We start from the raw sequence: 15,293 nt of genomic DNA on the forward strand, positions 1-15,293 counted from the left end.
TTGATTTATTATATGCAGGGCTTCTTAGATCTGTGCATCATCTTCCTCTGCACCCTTAGAATTCAGGATATCCATCACATCTTCCTCGGTCACTTTATCCTCTTTACGTGTCGTGAACTTGTCTATCATCTCAGGAACCAGATCCAGTATCTTAGTCATTGTATCCTGATTCTTGATATTGACTAACTTGGTCGTTCCGTTCTTGAACACAAGGACTGCACTTGGGGTCACTTTTCCGCCCATACCGCCCATTCCCTTGTTCTTCTTATCGGCGTTAAAAGATCCGGCACCGATTCCAAATGACACATCCACCAGCGGTACGATCGTCGTATCCCCGATCTGGATCGCGTCACCTACAACGGTCTTGGATGTCACAACGCCGTCCATTCCCTGAAATAATGCCTCTACTGTTGCTTTGAAGTTGTTTTCTTCTGCCATTCCTGAATCCTCCTTGATTCTATAGTTTAAATTTCCTTATATGCTTGAATGTGATTCGGACATTCTTATTCCATACCAGGTTCCAAAGTATGATAACCATAGAAAACACCCGAATCTTACCCGCGATCAAAAGATTCCCTTTTAATACCTTGTGCTCGAAATCAGGCTGAATATCTACGTGTTCGCCTACGAACGGATAAATCATACTCAGAGCTGCCAAGACCTGCCCTGTATAATGGGGCTCTTCAAATCCATACTCTATGTCTGCCTCCACTTTCTTCGGCTTTAGGAAACGAAGAAGCCTTTTTATCTCTTTTAGAAGAGCTGCGAGTGCACTTCGGTGAACTTCGTCCGTGATAAAAGCTGTCAGCTTCTCTTTCTTCTCTGTCAATGATTTCATAGTATCACAGATCTTCTCAAATGTATATTTTAACTTTTCAAAAAGCTTCTGGATCTTCATGCCCAGTCTTTCGAAGAAGCCTTTCTGATCCTTGTGTGTTTCTGCAAAATCCTTCCCGGCTTTTCTCTGTCTGGCTTTTCTCTTCCTGTCTGCATCCGGCAGTGCCTGCTCTTTCGGAATTGCGGTTTCCGTAACAGGTTCTTCCACTGCCGTCTTTTCCGTTACAGTCTCTGCCGCTGTCTCTTCTGAAACCGGCTCTTCCGGCGGGATCTCTAAGCTTCCCTCGAACGTCTCATCCTGCTTTTTTTCTTCGTCCGCCTTCATCAATTCTTCCAGACGTCTGACATCCGAGGCGAATTCCCGGGATTCTGTGTGTTCCTCCGTTTCATGAGGCATCGCTTCTCTTAAAACCTTCGTTCCTGTCTCAGCCTCTTCTACGTCTGAGATCTCATCGTCATCTACAGCCGTATCTTCACTCTCAGATTCATCTTCGTCTTCGTCCTCTTCCCGGATCTTTTTCCAGGCGATCCGAATGACCCAGCTCAGCTTCCCTTTATCATACTCCACAAGTCCGCCGATCAGATGGAACAGCCAGGAAAATCTCACCTTCCCGGACAGGGAATCCAAGTCTCCCCCGCACTTCCCCTCGATCCGGTAGCATAAAGGGACGAAAAAGACAACACAAATAAGCAATACGATCAGTCCCAGTATCGCGAGCAATATCCAGCCTATAATTTTCAGAATCAACAGGATTATATGTAACATCTGCCTTTACACTCTGCCTTCCTCATATTCTTTTTGACGCTTCTCAATGTATCCCCGTATATCCGTACCTTTGGTTTTCTCATATATCTCAGCAGCGATCCGCTCGACCAGATAAAGTGCATCGTCGTATCCATCCGCGATCCCCACCACAAAAAGCGGGGTGTCCTCATAGATATGCTGCTTTAAAAGCAGGGAAGAATAAAATTCCAGATGGTTCTGCCGCCCCTGCGCAAGGGTGATCACATAGACCAAAGGCTGCGCTTTATTCTCTGAAAGCTTAGAGAGCACCTCTTCTTTTTTCTTTTCCAAATCTTCACTGACATATAAGTCACAGTAAAATGTCATCTGCATATTCTTCACCACTTTTGGTCACATATTATTATAGTAAGCATCCAGTACCTGCTTTGCGATCGGTACTGCCTTGGCACCTGCATTTCCGTCATACCCTTCAATAATGACGCTGATGACCAGTTCCGGATTATCCACATTCGTAAATCCGATAAACCAGGAATGGGTCTTCTCACCGTCGTCCATACTGTACTCTGCAGTTCCGGTCTTCCCTGCCGCCGTATAGGACTGTCCGCTCAGCATTGAAGCGGTTCCCTCATCAACAACAGCTTTCATGTATTCCTTGAGCTGTGCAGCTTCATCTGACGTCATCAGCTTCTTATAGCTCTTCGGTACATTTTTGCGCACCTCAGTCCCCTTGTAATTCGTTACCTTCTCAACAAGATATGGTTCCATCAGCGTACCGCCGTTAGCAATGGCAGATGTGATCAGTGCCATATGGTATGGGCTGACTAAAGTCTCACCCTGCCCCATCGCAGTCATCATCATATCCGCACTGGTAGACTTCTCATTGATCTTAAAAGAGCTCTTCGAATAATCCAGTACAGAAGGCAGCTTCTTATTAAATAGAAGCTCTTCCGCTGTTTTTCGGTAATTTGTCTTGTTTAAGGACAACCCGATATTTGCAAAAGAAGAATTGCAGGAATTCGCCAGGGAGCTTCTTAAGTCCTCTAAACCATGCACGGTACTGTCGAAGCAGTGGATCGTCGTACCATCCTCCGTAATCTCACCTGCACAATCGTAGCTGTAATTCGCGTAGTCGCTTCGTTCCCGCATAAACTCCAGTGTCGTCACCACCTTAAAGGTAGAGCCCGGTGCGTAAGCACCTTGTGTTGCCCTGTTTAAAAGAGGACTTCCACTGTCATCCGAGTTCAGTGCATCCCAGTTGCCGGCTACACTGTTCGGGTCAAAGGTGGGACCGGATACCATCGCCAGGATCTTCCCGGTACCAGGCTCCATCACTACGATCGCTCCCTTGTTGTCTCCCAGGGCATTATATGCGGCCTGCTGGAGGTCTGCGTCCAGTGTGGTAACGACCGTGTCCCCCATGTTCTTTTCATCCTTAAACTCATTCATCAGCTTTTCCACGAAAAAGGAATCCGATGTCAGCAGATTGAAATTCTCAATGGATTCCAGACCGCTTTTCCCGGTGGACGGATAACTGAATCCGACTACGTGCGCAAAGGCCGCTCCATAGGGGTAGCTGCGCAGTTCACTGCCATCATCGCCGACCTGGGTCTCCGCCAGGATGTTCCCCTTCCTGTCCACGATATTTCCCCGGATGACCCGGTCCGCAAAGGCATCCTGCCGTTCGTTATACGGACTGTTCACGATTGTTTTCGCCCGCACGATATTAAAATACACGATATAAGCCATCAAAGCCAGAAACAGTGCGACAAAGAAATACGTGACCCTAGCGAACTCTTTGTTGCGGAACTTCTTCGAACGCGGGCTTTTTCTTTGGCTGCTGTCTTTTACGCGGCGCCCTTCCCGGCGGCTCATTTCTTCGTAATTCTCTCTCTCTTCTCTTCTCAATAATCTCTTCCTCGTCTTCTCTTAAAATATACAGGCCCTGTATGATCCCGAACATGATCATCGTACTCAGCATGGAGCTTCCTCCATAGCTGATGAGCGGCAGCGTGACTCCCGTAGACGGGATAAACTTGGTAACACCGCCGATTGTTAAGAATACCTGGAAAATATAACAGGTTCCAAGACCAAGAGCTATTAATTTATAAAACTGGTTGCGGATCGCCATGGCAATATTCAAAAACATCACATAACAGCTCACACATACCAGGATCAGACATAACGCAAAGATCAGTCCTAATTCCTCCGAGATGGCCGAAAAAATAAAATCTTCCTCGGCTACCGGGATACTGTCAGGAAGCCCCTGATAAAGACCCATGCCGAACCAGCTTCCGGTTCCGATCGCAAACAGAGACTGTGCCACCTGGTAGCCTCCCTCGCTGTATGAAGCAAAAGGATCCTGCCATGCAGAAACCCGGACCTTGATATGGGCAAATAAATGATACCCGATCACTGCCGCAACGCTGCCTCCCCCCACTCCTGCGATCGCATAGAAGGGATTCCTCGTCGCTACATAAAGCATAACCAGATATACCACAAACATAATCAATGCCGCGCCCAGATCCGTAGAAAGCACAAGGATCAGTACATGCGTGGCCGCAACTGCCGTCGTGATCACCACATTCTTAAACTCCGTGGACTTGTTCAGACTCGCCGCCACATAAAACACGAATAGGATCTTAACAAACTCCGAAGGCTGGACACCGAACCCGGCGATCGTAAAGCCCAGCTTCGCCCCGTCTGAAAGCTGTCCCAATACAGCTACAGCCCCCAATGCGAGGATTCCCACTCCTGCATAGATATAACCCCAGTCCTTTAAAAAATGCAGCTTTCGTATCAGAACCGGGACCACCAGCCCGATCACTGTCCCGATGACGGCAAAGATGAACTGCTTTACAGCCTTTGCATAAGTCAGCCTCGTGATCATGATAAAACCGATACTCAGCAGCATACACATATTATTGACGATCAGTCTTGATACCTTTGGGTATATGACCCGGTACAATACCAGCACTGCAATGAGCAGCACCACCTGCGCCAGATAAAAAAGCATAAGCTTCTTCTCCTCTGTCTGCAGGTACATGACCACGTAAGCGATAAACTGGATCAGAAACATCAGTACATTCTGCCTGATCAGGATCCATTTCTTATCCTCTTCATATACCTGGGCAAATACCGAAAAACACGAAAAGGTATAGACGGCCATCAGTATGATCATAATATACTTTGATAATTCTACAATTACATTAACCATTTTTCACCTGCTTCTAAGTTACTCCCCGTTTAAAATGTCCTCTGGTAAAATCTGTCCTGCCGCACTTGGCCCTGCCACCTCTCAGGTAAATATCCCCGCACTCTTTCAGGATCTGTGCCGTCCCCCGCGCATCCTCCAGCGTAAAGGAAAGCCTGAGCCCCCCGGGTGCAAGCTCACATACAGATTCCTTTAGATCCGCAAGAGAAAGGACCGAAGTATGGTATATCACATTATAACAGAAGCTGCAGCAGTTTTTAACCGGAAGTTTCTCCTGATACCGGTCGGACATCCAGAGGATTCCCGGCCGCTTTGTACAGCCCTGCGACGTCTTTGTAATACACTGTGCGGATACCATCGCCGGAAGTCTGCCGTAGAGGATCAATTCTGCCTCCTCAAGCCCCAGACAGCCCAGCTCTCTCTCATTCAATTCAACCGGAGCCGTGTAAGAAGAAACTCCCAGCTTCCTCCAGAACTGCTTTGCCCCCTGATTGAATACATATAGATTATGGTCCAATATGACCGTCTTGTCAAATCCATGTTCTTTCAAAAAATGAAAACTTTCATAATTCCGTATCAGGACTCCGTCAAAATCAAATGAAAGAAACGCCTCATATCCCCTTTCAAAGAAGTCTGCAGCATCCCGACGGAAAATATGCGGCAGGGCAAGGAAAAATTCTTTTCCCTGTATTCTGCACAGCTCCCGGATAGAGCGCAGCTCCTGATCCTCGAGAAAATGAGCGGAAATATTACTGTCCATATAAATCCTTACTACATCCGGGGAATCTGCGGCCGCTTTTAACTGCTCTCTTGATTCCACCGAGACAGAAAAGCCTGTCCATCCCTTCTGATCCGTTACATTCCCGGGACAGCCGTTCTCTGTCTGTATGTCCTTTCGTATTGGTAGATCCCGGTGGAAGGCTTTCACGACTTCCTGTTCCAGAAGCTCTAATCCCCGGCGCCTCAGCTCATTGATCCGCTGCATAGGCAGAAAAATATCTCCTTCTGTTACGATCTCCAGATCTTCAAAATAAAATTCTGTATTCCCGGTCTTCCCTAACTGCTTTCTAAGCCGTGTCTCATCGATCGGCTGGTTCTTGGCCGTCTCCGTCAGCTCCTCCGACGAAACGCTCACTGAAGTATTCCCCATTTTGACAGTCAATATGGCTGGTTTTCCTGCCTTTACAGTCAGAACCCCTGTCATCGGCTCCTGGACCGTCCCGGCTCCATATCGTCTGTGTATCTCATCCAGTAATTCCTGATTACGCAGACGGTACAAAACCGTCCCTTTTGTATACTGCTTCCCGCGCGGAACAAGGATCTGCACGGTACTTCCCTTTGCAGCGCCTTTTCCAAACGTATAGTTATTCTTCGTATCTGCATTCCCTCTGGGCCCGTCCAGTTCCAGGATGTCTCCCTTGTGGATCTTAGTGAGGGCCTGTCCGCTGATCTCGCGCCCCTTTTGTGACAGAACTTTTACAGCCGCAACCCCCGCATGGTTCGGACGCTTTAAGGACAGCATGTCCCTGCCGTTATGCTGCTGATAATAACCCTGGCTGAATCCGCCCCGGTTATAGATATCCATCAGCTTCTCTTTATCCGCCTCATCTACATGAAAGCCCTTTCTGCCTTTTTCGAGATACAGGTCCGTATACTTCCGGTACATAGATGTCACGAATGCCACATACTCCGGCTTCTTCATTCTCCCTTCTATTTTAAAGGAAGTGATGCCCGCCTCAACCATCTCCGGGATCAATTCCAGAGTGCAGATATCCTTCAGACTCAGAACGTACTCTTTTTTTCCGTTCACCGTATAAGGCAGACGGCAGGGCTGGGCACACTGCCCTCTGTTGCCGCTCCTTCCGCCGATCAGGCTGCTTAACAGGCACTGCCCGGAATAACAGTAGCACAGCGCACCGTGGACAAAGCATTCGATCTCCATACCGGTCCGGTCTGCGATCTCCCTCACTTCTTTTAGAGACAGCTCTCTGGCCGGCACAACACGCTCCGCCCCCTGCTCTTTCAAAAACAGAGCACCCTCTGCATTTGTCAGAGTCATCTGGGTGCTTGCATGAATGGAAAGTTCCGGAAAATACTTCCGTACCTCATGTAAGACTCCCACATCCTGAACGATCACCGCATCCAGCCCGCCCTGATATAAGGGCGCCAGATAATCATACAGTGTATTTAGTTCCGCATCCTTCAAAAGTGTATTCACCGTCAGATAGAACTTCCTGCCGTGAAGGTGTGCATAGTCAATTGCCTCCAGAAGCTTCTCCTCTGTAAAATTATCTGCAAATGCTCTTGCACCAAAACGAGGGCCGCCTGCATATACTGCATCCGCCCCTGCTCTTATGGCAGCCAGAAAGCTCTCAAAAGAACCTGCCGGCGCCAGTATCTCTATTTGCTTCTTTCTTTGATTACCCCTTGTCAAACCTGCTCCTCCACAAATGAAATAAGCTGTCTTTATGACAGCCTATTATTATTTCCTGCGATTCTTCATCTCAGTCTCTAACTTCACGATCTGCATCTGCAGGTCGTTGTTCTCTTCCTTCATCTTCGCCAGTTCCTTTTCAGCATTCTCAAGCTTGATCTGGACTGATATCAGTTCGTGCTTCAAGTCGTACATCTCTTTATCTTTTAGTTCGATATCATTCTCAAGGGAATCACCCTGTTTCTTCGCTTTGAAGTAGTCATCTGCGATATTCAGGGCAAGGAGTACGTTCCGGGTATCTGAACTCTGCTTGCGGTACCCTTCACTGTTCGCACATTCTGTAATTTTATGGTTCAGATAGGAAGAAACTTTCTGAAGATATTCTTCTCCTTCAAAGCCGCTTAATGTGTATACTTTTCCTCCAATTAAAACTTCGGTATAATGTTTTGCTGAACTCATAGCATCCTCCTCGCGTTTCTTACCTGTTATTATAAACTATATGAAAACAAAAACCAACCATTTTTTCAAGTTATTTCCTATTCTTACAGTTCACACGTCTGTATGAGACAGCAGATTTGTGCCTGCACAAAAATTTGCTGTCCCATAACAGACAAAGGGAGCGCCCGTTTATACACCAGACAGACCCTTTGCAGGTCTCTTTTTCAGAGGACTTTACTCACTATACGGGATCCCCAGATGAGCATAGGCCAGTTCCGTGGCTACTCTTCCCCTGGGTGTACGCTGTATGAAGCCGGTCTTTAACAGATACGGCTCATATACATCCTCCAGAGTCCCCGCATCCTCGGAAATAGAAGCAGCCAGCGTATCCAGCCCCACGGGCCCTCCCTGGAACTTCTCGATCATGGTCAGAAGGATATTCCGGTCAATGTGATCCAGTCCATACTTGTCAACATCCAAAAGATCCAGTGCATAATTCGCCACCGCCTCGGTGATCACACCGTCATACTTCACCTGCGCAAAATCCCGGACCCTTTTCAGAAGGCGGTTTGCAAGTCTCGGCGTTCCCCTTGAACGTTTGGCAAGCTCTAAGGCTCCCCGCTCATCGATCTCCACTCCCAATACATGAGCGGATCGAAGGATGATCGTCTTCAATTCCTGCTCTGTATAGAATTCCAGATGGTTGACCACCCCAAAGCGGTCCCTTAAAGGAGCGGTCAGCATCCCTGCCCTGGTCGTAGCCCCGACTAATGTAAACTTTGGCAGATCCAGCCGGATGGACCGGGCAGTTGCTCCTTTTCCGATCATAATATCGATGGCATAATCCTCCATGGCCGGATAAAGGACCTCCTCCACCTGCCGGTTCAGACGGTGGATCTCATCCACGAACAGGACATCGTTCTCCTGGAGATTATTCAGAATTGCCGCCATCTCTCCCGGCTTCTCGATTGCCGGACCGGACGTGATCTTGATATTGACACCCATCTCATTGGCAATGATCCCGGCCAGTGTGGTCTTGCCCAGTCCCGGAGGTCCATAGAACAAAACATGGTCCAGTGCCTCTTCCCGTTCCTTCGCTGCTTTGATATAGATCTTAAGCGTCTCCTTTGCCTTCTCCTGGCCGATATAATCCTCCAGAAACTGGGGACGCAGACTGCTCTCGATCTTTACATCTTCTTCCAGATTTTCCGTTGTGATAATTCGTTTCCCCATATGCTCCCTCTATCCCATTAAAATAGCTTCTTCAATGCTTCTTTCAGTAACTCTTCCACCGTCGGATCTTCAAGCTGGACCTGCTTCACAGCCCGCAGACTCTCTGTGCTTCCATAGCCCAGTGCAACCAGTGCCTGCACTGCCTCGGACGAAACAGAACCATTGTTCTCTGTCTGAGGCGCCGTGTCATTCCCGATCGCATGGTCTAAGACATCCGCGATATCCAGCTTATCTTTTAGCTCGATAATCAGCTTCTCCGCCGTCTTTTTCCCGATCCCCGGAGCCGCAGAGATGGCCTTCACGTCTCCCGAGAGCACAGCGTACCGAAGATCATCCGGGCTTAACTTCGACAAAATACTAAGCCCGCCCTTTGGCCCGATCCCGCTGACACCGATCAGCAGTTTAAAGATCTCCAGATCATCCCTGGTCAGGAATCCAAAAAGCTGCATCGCATCCTCCCTCACATTCAGATAGGTGTGGATCTTCACCTCGCTGCCGGCTGCCGGAAGCAGTGCCATGGCCTGTCCCGGCATATAGATACCATAGCCTACGCCGCCCACGTCCACGATTACTTTATCTTTTTCCAAAGCGGCCAATTCGCCGCGAATATATGAAATCATCTTCTCTCTCCTGTCCTTCTCAATTTTTCAGGCTGACTCCTTGTATCCTCTTTAACACCTCATTGGATACGATCCCGATCAACATCCCCGTCACCATTCCGGCGATCAGCAGTACAGGCAGATAATAGCCAACCCGGTACGTCTCCACCACAGCCATCGCGACCGCCAGCTGTCCGATATTATGGAACACACCTCCGGCAATGCTCACCCCCATGACACTGAACGTCCCCCGTCTTTTTAACACCGCCATCACAGCCAGGCTCAGGATGCCTCCTGCAAGACTGTAAAGAATGGCAAACAGATTGCCGAACAGAAAGCCCGACAGCACGATCCTCACAACAGACAAAAGGAGTGCATCCTTCGGGCCGGACTTATAAAGCATGATGACGATCATCAGATTCGCCAGTCCCAGCTTGATTCCCGGTACCCCGAAATGAATAGGGATTAGCATCTCAACGTAGCCAAAGATCAGGGCTAGGGCCGTAAACACACCAAAATATGCTGCTTTATTCCTCACTGCTCTTTCCTCCTACTTTGCTACTCCATCCAGCTCACTCTTCTTTCCGCCCTCGATCGTCACCACGATCTTGTTCGGAAGACAGATGATACTCTCCCCGTCCCTGGAAATCGCTTTCTGGTGTACACAGAGCTTATCCGGGCAGCCGGCATCCTGCATATCAGCCGTACCATCTTTTATCACCAGTGTATTCGTCCCGTTAATGTCGACTGTCTGGTCTGCACTCAGATCATAAGTCCCATATGCCTTACCATCCACCGTTATCACAACAAAAGCGTCCCCATCCCTGTCTTTCAGAAAATGGTATCCCAGGATGGAAACCGCTAAAAGAATTATTATCCCGATTAACACAAAATCATTTTTTTTCATTTCAGCCTCCGACCATTATCATAGCACACAGCCTTTTAGAATGCAATCACATGTTCGATTGTAATTTTCCTGTAAAATGGTTATAATAAGCAGGTTCCAAGTGAAAACGATAACAGAAAGAGGATTCTATGAAACGATTGATAAAGCACATGCTCCCCTGCCTTTTATCGGCAGCCCTTATCTTCTCACTGAACGGATGTACGAAGCCCCCTGCGGGTGAATCCTTAGAAGCTTTCGGCACCTATTTTGATACGATCATCTCCATCAAGATCTGGGGCGGAGACGAAAAAATACTGGATCGCTGTAAAGAAATGTGTTCCCACTATGAACAGTTATTCAGCCGGACCATTAAGACCAGCGACATCTCCAGGATCAACGCCGCCAAAGGAAGTCCGGTGACAGTGGATGATGAGACCATCGAGCTGATCGAAAAAGGACTGTACTACAGCCGGATCTCAAAGGGCAGCTTCGATATTACCATCGCTCCCTTAAGCGAGCTGTGGGATATCAAAAATAACCCGGGAAACATCCCCGATGCCGCCGCCATTGAGGAGGCCAAAAGCCATGTCGATTACAAAAATGTCCTGGTGGAAGGAAATACTGTCACCTTAAAAGATCCTGAGGCCGCTATCGATCTGGGCGGGATCGCAAAAGGCTTCATTGCAGACAAATTAAAAGCTTACTTAAAAAGTGAAGGGATCGAGCACGGACAGATCGATCTGGGCGGAAATCTTTTGACCATAGGCAGTAAGATCGACGGCAGCGACTTCCACATCGGCATACAGAAACCTTTTGCCAAAACAAACGAGGCGATCACAACCGTAGAGATCCACGACCAGTCCGTAGTCTCCTCCGGCACGTATGAACGGTATTTTAAAAAGGACGGAAAGATCTATCATCATTTACTAGATCCGCAGACCGGATATCCTTTTGACAACGGGCTGCTCCAGGTCACCATCATCTCCGATCAGTCTGTAGACGGCGATGGCTTAAGCACCACCTGCTTTGCCCTGGGACTTGAAGAGGGCACGAAGCTGATCGAAAGTCTGGACGGCATCCAGGCCATCTTTGTGACGGATGACTATGCCCTGCATTATGCAGACTGAGTTTCCCGTTCAGGATGAAGCCCGCATTCTGCACCTCCTGCCATAAAGCAATGCCTGCCTGTATCCATATGACCGGATGTTTCCATCCGCCATATGTGATACAGACAGGCATTTTTCTGATATCTTATGAAATCGGGATCTTCCTCGGTGTGATGATCTTTCTCGGGCACTTCTCTGCGCATACGCCGCAGTTCGTACACTTCTCAGGATCAATGTGCGCCAGGTTGTCTGTCACTGTCACAGCTCCTGCCTCACAATTCTTCACACACAGGCGGCATCCGATACATCCAACCAGGCAGACATCCATCAATGCCTTCCCTTTATCGTTGGAGTTACACTGTACAAATGTCTTCTGATCATACGGGATCAGCTCGATCAAATGCTTCGGACAGGCCGCGATACACTTGCCGCATGCTTTACATTTCTCTTTGTCGACAACTGCGATTCCTTCTATAATATGGATCGCATCAAACGGACACGCTTTCACACAGGTCCCAAACCCAAGGCATCCATAATCACAGCCTTTCGGTCCGCCGTCCTGCATCATGCTCACCATGGTACAGTCCTCGATGCCATAATACTCATACTCATCCTGTGCCTTCTCACAGGTTCCGGCACATTTTACAAATGCGGTCTTTCTGACCTGCGCTCCTGCAGACTCGCCCATGATCTCACCGATCTTAGCCGCAACAGGTGCACCGCCGACCGGACACCCGCCGACCTCTGCCTTCCCTGCTACGATCGCCGCAGCCAGGCCGGAGCATCCTGCATATCCGCAGCCGCCACAGTTGTTGCCCGGAAGCACGCCCATGATGGCTTCTTCTCTCTCGTCGACCTCCACGGCAAATTTCTTTCCGGATATCCCAAGGAAAACGCCGATGAATAATCCGGTTCCGCCGACGATTACCGCAGCTATTAAAATTCCTGATATACTCATGTTTTTATTTCCTCCTAAATTAATCCTGAAAATCCGAAAAATGCGATTGCCATCAGTCCTGCTGTAACCAGGACGATCGGAGTTCCCTGAAATGATTCTGTAATATCATTGTGCTCGATCTTCTCTCTGATACCTGCCATCAGTACGATTGCCACAAGGAAACCAAATGCAGTTGCGATACCATTGACAACACTCTCTAAGATGCTGTAAGACTTCTGAACGTTTGTCAGGGCAACACCAAGCACTGCACAGTTTGTCGTGATCAGGGGAAGGTATACGCCCAGCGCATTATACAATGGCGGCATAGCCTTCTTTAAAAACATCTCCACGAACTGCACAAGAGCCGCAATGACGAGAATGAAGACGATCGTCTGCAGATACTCAAAGTGTGTCGGTATCAGGATAAACTTATAGATCAAACTTGTTACAAATGATGCGATCGTAATAACGAAAATAACAGCGCCGCCCATTCCGCCTGCGGTCTTTACATTCTTAGAAACACCGAGGAACGGACAGATTCCAAGGAACTGGCTGAGTACAACGTTATTCACGAATGCAGAACCAACTGCAATTAAAAGTAATTCTTTCATTTTGTTCTCCTCCTATTCCTTCCTATTTTGCTGCTTTCTTTTCTGGCGTTACATCCATAAACATACTGCCGCCGCATGTATCTTTCTTTCCGCAGCTTTCACAGCCTGTGCCGCAGCCGATCTTCTCTGCGATCGGATCTCCCTTCTCTGCTGCTTTTTTCTTAAATTTGTTCTGCAGTGCGGTTAAGCCTGCCAGTACAAAGAAAGCACCAGGAGCCAGGATGAAGATGGTAACCGGCTCATAAGAGGATGGAAGGATCTGGACATTAAATGCTTTTCCGGAACCGATCAGCTCTCTGACAATACCGATTGCGGTAAGACCTACGGTAAAACCAAGTCCCATACCGATTCCATCAAAAACAGACGGCAGAACCGGATTTTTGGATGCGTAGCTTTCTGCTCTACCCAGGATAATACAGTTCACAACGATCAGCGGGATATAGATTCCCAGTGAGTCATACAGGCTCGGAACGAAGCCCTGCAGAAGGAACTGTACCATCGTTACAAAGGATGCAACGACAACGATAAATGCGGGCATCCTGACGGAATCCGGGATGATCTTCCGAAGCATGGAGATCAGCATATTGGATAATACAAGTACAACGGTTGTGGAAAGTCCCATACCGATACCGTTGATCGCTGATGTGGTGACCGCCAGTGTCGGACACATTCCCAGCATCAGCACGAAGGTAGGGTTCTCTTTGACCAGACCGTTAGACAGTCTCTCTGTATACTTATTCATTGACACTACCTCCTAACACATTCTGAAAATATACCAGGGCAGAGTCTACTGCGTTTGTCACTGCATTCGTTGTGATCGTTGCACCGCTTAATGCGTCGATCTTGTCATCGCCCTTTTCTCCGGTCTTTGTATAAGCAAACTTCTCAACCTGCTTATCCTTAAACTGGTCTTTGAACGCAGGCTCTGTGGCCTTCATGCCAAGTCCGGCGGTCTCAGCGATCGTCAGCATCTCGATCCCTTTTACAGTTCCATCACTCAAGATTCCCACAGAGACCACGATATCTCCGCCATATCCTTCATGGGAAGTCACGGTAACAACATATCCCATATCTTCACCGTCTGCATCCTTTGCAACGGCTACTTCTGTGATATCATCCGCCGTATATCCGGCCTCCTTTAATGCCTTTGCTGCTTCACTCTCATCGAAGTCTGCATATGTTTCAAAATTCGCCGCATCTGACAGAACGGTCTTATAAGCCTTCTGCTTCGCATTTTCTTCTGCCACGGCAATCGGTGCCTTTGTCACCTCATAGACAAGCCCCAGAAGTGTTCCGGCAACCAGAGTGATAATCGTAAGTATGAGTGTATTCTTTATGATCTTATTCATTATTTCTCTCCTCCTTTACCGAATGGTTTTGGAAGAGTAATCTTCTCGATCAGCGGTACCAAAAGGTTACTGATGATGATCGCATAGGATACACCCTCTGCAGAACCGCCGAACAGTCGAAACAGACCCGTCAGAAGTCCCAGACAGACACCATATACGATCTGCCCGGTCTTTGTGATCGGAGAAGTCACATAATCCGTTGCCATAAACCATGCCCCCAGCATCAGTCCGCCTCCGCAGAGATGTGCAGTGATGTACTGCGGGTCAAATCCATGTCCCCCGAAAATCGTAATGAAGATGACAAATGTTACAATATATGTACCCGGAATCCGAAGATCAATGATCCCCATCAAAAGCAGGAACATTGCGCCGATCATAATGGCGATGACAGAGGTCTCACCGATCGTTCCGCGGATGTTGCCCAGAAGCATATCCATTGTATTGACAGCCTCACCTGCTTTCAGCTCGGCAAGAGGAGTGGCTCCTGTCACACCGTCGTATACGAAATATGTCATACGGCCGGTAAAGGAGATCAGAAGGAAACATCTTGCACCCAGTGCAGGGTTCATGAAGTTCTGTCCCAATCCTCCGAAAAGCTGTTTTACGACGATGATCGCAAATATAGAACCTAAAGCGCCCATCCATAAAGGAAGTGTCGGCGGCAGGTTCAGTGCCAGTAAAAGACCTGTAACAACCGCACTGAAATCCTTGATCGTAACTGGCTTGTGCATTAATTTTTCATATATGTATTCAGCAAGCACCGCAGTTAAGGTTGTAACGACAACAAGGAGCCATGCATTCTCATGTCTGAAATTATAGATCCCAAAAATCGTAGCCGGCAGAAGCGCGATCACAACGTAAAGCATGATATTACTGGTCGTTACCTTATCTCGTATATGCGGTGAAG

17 protein-coding genes are annotated in these 15,293 nt (G+C 48.2%); 1 reads left to right on the plus strand and 16 read right to left on the minus strand.

Annotated elements, in window-relative coordinates; genetic code table 11:
- Nucleotides 1-24: 24 nt before the first annotated feature.
- From AC4OGX_RS12405 to AC4OGX_RS12455, 11 genes are all read right to left on the minus strand, one after another.
- Entirely contained in the window at nt 25-438 is a 414-nt protein-coding gene (locus AC4OGX_RS12405; RefSeq protein ID WP_493330829.1) for a GerW family sporulation protein, read from the minus strand.
- Between the two features lie 19 nt (nt 439-457).
- Nucleotides 458-1,603 (minus strand): DUF2953 domain-containing protein, encoded by a 1,146-nt coding sequence (locus tag AC4OGX_RS12410; RefSeq protein ID WP_493330830.1) that lies wholly within the window; start codon nt 1,601-1,603, stop codon nt 458-460.
- Between the two features lie 6 nt (nt 1,604-1,609).
- On the minus strand, nt 1,610-1,954 hold the full coding sequence (locus AC4OGX_RS12415; protein WP_493330832.1) for a hypothetical protein: 345 nt from the start codon (nt 1,952-1,954) through the stop codon (nt 1,610-1,612).
- Between the two features lie 18 nt (nt 1,955-1,972).
- Nucleotides 1,973-3,454 (minus strand): peptidoglycan D,D-transpeptidase FtsI family protein, encoded by a 1,482-nt coding sequence (locus tag AC4OGX_RS12420; protein WP_493330870.1) that lies wholly within the window; start codon nt 3,452-3,454, stop codon nt 1,973-1,975.
- Complete coding sequence (locus tag AC4OGX_RS12425; RefSeq protein WP_493330833.1) at nt 3,366-4,796, minus strand: FtsW/RodA/SpoVE family cell cycle protein; 1,431 nt, start codon at nt 4,794-4,796, stop codon at nt 3,366-3,368. The genes AC4OGX_RS12420 and AC4OGX_RS12425 overlap by 89 nt, the downstream gene beginning before the upstream one ends.
- A 13-nt stretch (nt 4,797-4,809) precedes the next feature.
- Nucleotides 4,810-7,227 (minus strand): U32 family peptidase, encoded by a 2,418-nt coding sequence (locus tag AC4OGX_RS12430; RefSeq protein ID WP_493330834.1) that lies wholly within the window; start codon nt 7,225-7,227, stop codon nt 4,810-4,812.
- Nucleotides 7,228-7,275: 48 nt separating this feature from the next.
- A complete protein-coding gene (locus tag AC4OGX_RS12435; protein ID WP_216242268.1) occupies nt 7,276-7,686 on the minus strand; it encodes a cell division protein ZapA in 411 nt (136 codons plus the stop codon).
- A 213-nt stretch (nt 7,687-7,899) separates the two neighbouring features.
- Nucleotides 7,900-8,898, minus strand: coding sequence for a Holliday junction branch migration DNA helicase RuvB (gene ruvB, locus AC4OGX_RS12440; RefSeq protein ID WP_493330835.1), 999 nt, complete (start codon nt 8,896-8,898; stop codon nt 7,900-7,902).
- Between the two features lie 17 nt (nt 8,899-8,915).
- Nucleotides 8,916-9,518, minus strand: a complete 603-nt coding sequence (gene ruvA / locus AC4OGX_RS12445) for a Holliday junction branch migration protein RuvA (protein ID WP_493330836.1) — start codon at nt 9,516-9,518, stop codon at nt 8,916-8,918.
- 19 nt (nt 9,519-9,537) lie between these two features.
- A complete protein-coding gene (locus AC4OGX_RS12450) occupies nt 9,538-10,035 on the minus strand; it encodes a Gx transporter family protein (protein WP_493330837.1) in 498 nt (165 codons plus the stop codon).
- A 12-nt stretch (nt 10,036-10,047) separates the two neighbouring features.
- The gene (locus AC4OGX_RS12455) at nt 10,048-10,404 is read right to left on the minus strand and encodes a NusG domain II-containing protein (protein WP_493330838.1); all 357 of its coding nucleotides are present in this window, start codon (nt 10,402-10,404) and stop codon (nt 10,048-10,050) included.
- A gap of 128 nt (nt 10,405-10,532) precedes the next feature.
- On the opposite strand from AC4OGX_RS12455, the gene AC4OGX_RS12460 reads away from it, so the two are divergent.
- Complete coding sequence (locus AC4OGX_RS12460) at nt 10,533-11,510, plus strand: FAD:protein FMN transferase (RefSeq protein ID WP_493330839.1); 978 nt, start codon at nt 10,533-10,535, stop codon at nt 11,508-11,510.
- A 124-nt stretch (nt 11,511-11,634) separates the two neighbouring features.
- On the opposite strand, the gene rnfB is transcribed toward AC4OGX_RS12460, so the two are convergent.
- The 5 genes from rnfB to AC4OGX_RS12485 are packed head-to-tail and all read right to left on the minus strand — an operon-like array spanning nt 11,635 to nt 15,252.
- Entirely contained in the window at nt 11,635-12,447 is an 813-nt protein-coding gene (gene rnfB, locus AC4OGX_RS12465; RefSeq protein WP_493330840.1) for an RnfABCDGE type electron transport complex subunit B, read from the minus strand.
- Between the two features lie 14 nt (nt 12,448-12,461).
- Nucleotides 12,462-13,037, minus strand: a complete 576-nt coding sequence (locus AC4OGX_RS12470) for an electron transport complex protein RnfA (RefSeq protein ID WP_493330841.1) — start codon at nt 13,035-13,037, stop codon at nt 12,462-12,464.
- Nucleotides 13,038-13,059: 22 nt separating this feature from the next.
- The gene (rsxE, locus tag AC4OGX_RS12475; RefSeq protein ID WP_493330842.1) at nt 13,060-13,779 is read right to left on the minus strand and encodes an electron transport complex subunit RsxE; all 720 of its coding nucleotides are present in this window, start codon (nt 13,777-13,779) and stop codon (nt 13,060-13,062) included.
- The gene (locus tag AC4OGX_RS12480) at nt 13,772-14,386 is read right to left on the minus strand and encodes an RnfABCDGE type electron transport complex subunit G (protein ID WP_493330843.1); all 615 of its coding nucleotides are present in this window, start codon (nt 14,384-14,386) and stop codon (nt 13,772-13,774) included. The genes rsxE and AC4OGX_RS12480 overlap by 8 nt, the downstream gene beginning before the upstream one ends.
- A complete protein-coding gene (locus AC4OGX_RS12485) occupies nt 14,386-15,252 on the minus strand; it encodes an RnfABCDGE type electron transport complex subunit D (RefSeq protein WP_493330871.1) in 867 nt (288 codons plus the stop codon). Before AC4OGX_RS12485 ends, AC4OGX_RS12480 begins: the two co-directional genes overlap by 1 nt.
- Nucleotides 15,253-15,293: the final 41 nt, after the last annotated feature.

The organism is Faecalicatena sp., assembly GCF_058819085.1.

Bases quoted from the DNA above. Each gene is read 5' to 3' on its own strand.
- AC4OGX_RS12405 (WP_493330829.1), bottom strand. From the start codon at position 438: ATGGCAGAAGAAAACAACTTCAAAGCAACAGTAGAGGCATTATTTCAG.
- AC4OGX_RS12410 (WP_493330830.1), bottom strand. From the start codon at position 1,603: ATGTTACATATAATCCTGTTGATTCTGAAAATTATAGGCTGGATATTG.
- AC4OGX_RS12415 (WP_493330832.1), bottom strand. From the start codon at position 1,954: ATGCAGATGACATTTTACTGTGACTTATATGTCAGTGAAGATTTGGAA.
- AC4OGX_RS12420 (WP_493330870.1), bottom strand. From the start codon at position 3,454: ATGAGCCGCCGGGAAGGGCGCCGCGTAAAAGACAGCAGCCAAAGAAAA.
- AC4OGX_RS12425 (WP_493330833.1), bottom strand. From the start codon at position 4,796: ATGGTTAATGTAATTGTAGAATTATCAAAGTATATTATGATCATACTG.
- AC4OGX_RS12435 (WP_216242268.1), bottom strand. From the start codon at position 7,686: ATGAGTTCAGCAAAACATTATACCGAAGTTTTAATTGGAGGAAAAGTA.
- ruvB (WP_493330835.1), bottom strand. From the start codon at position 8,898: ATGGGGAAACGAATTATCACAACGGAAAATCTGGAAGAAGATGTAAAG.
- ruvA (WP_493330836.1), bottom strand. From the start codon at position 9,518: ATGATTTCATATATTCGCGGCGAATTGGCCGCTTTGGAAAAAGATAAA.
- AC4OGX_RS12455 (WP_493330838.1), bottom strand. From the start codon at position 10,404: ATGAAAAAAAATGATTTTGTGTTAATCGGGATAATAATTCTTTTAGCG.
- AC4OGX_RS12460 (WP_493330839.1), top strand. From the start codon at position 10,533: ATGAAACGATTGATAAAGCACATGCTCCCCTGCCTTTTATCGGCAGCC.
- rnfB (WP_493330840.1), bottom strand. From the start codon at position 12,447: ATGAGTATATCAGGAATTTTAATAGCTGCGGTAATCGTCGGCGGAACC.
- AC4OGX_RS12470 (WP_493330841.1), bottom strand. From the start codon at position 13,037: ATGAAAGAATTACTTTTAATTGCAGTTGGTTCTGCATTCGTGAATAAC.
- rsxE (WP_493330842.1), bottom strand. From the start codon at position 13,779: ATGAATAAGTATACAGAGAGACTGTCTAACGGTCTGGTCAAAGAGAAC.
- AC4OGX_RS12480 (WP_493330843.1), bottom strand. From the start codon at position 14,386: ATGAATAAGATCATAAAGAATACACTCATACTTACGATTATCACTCTG.
- AC4OGX_RS12485 (WP_493330871.1), bottom strand. From the start codon at position 15,252: ATGCTTTACGTTGTGATCGCGCTTCTGCCGGCTACGATTTTTGGGATC.